This is a genomic window from Arthrobacter sp. 05T45 (assembly GCF_056395875.1).
This window is the reverse complement of record NZ_JBFTKI010000060.1, coordinates 1-439: the sequence shown is the minus strand read 5'-3', so window position 1 is coordinate 439 and position 439 is coordinate 1. Positions and strand designations below refer to the sequence as shown.

At 66.4% G+C, this 439-nt stretch carries 1 protein-coding gene; it reads left to right on the top strand.

All coding sequences use genetic code 11. The annotated features are described in order from the left end of the window. Positions 1–439 (top strand): hypothetical protein (locus tag AC1DGD_RS22150; protein WP_476858286.1); only part of this gene is annotated, 439 nt, incomplete at both ends.

Here is a 439-nt window from a genome sequence, read left to right as displayed (position 1 = left end):
CCACGGTTGATCGGGTTTATCACCGCCTACGCCTCCGGGACACAGCGGCCCGGTTCGTCCAACGTGAACTTCCTCGCCGGCCAGACAGTCGCGAACTCCGTCACCGTACCGGTCGGCGCCGACGGCAAGGTCACCTTGTTCAACCGCTCCTACGGCACCACRCATCTCATTGCCGACGTYTCCGGCTAYTACCTGCCCGGGGTCCCGGACGTGCCGGGGGCGTTCGTCCCGACGGAACCGTCCCGCTTCCTGGACACGCGGATTTCTGCTGCAGTGCSCCCGGACGGGAGCGTGTCCTTCCAGGCCGGCGGGGCCCACGGGATTCCGGCGAAGGTTTCCGCCGTGACCTTCAACCTCACCGTCACCGAGCCACGGTTGATCGGGTTTATCACCGCCTACGCCTCCGGGACACAGCGGCCCGGTTCGTCCAACGTGAACT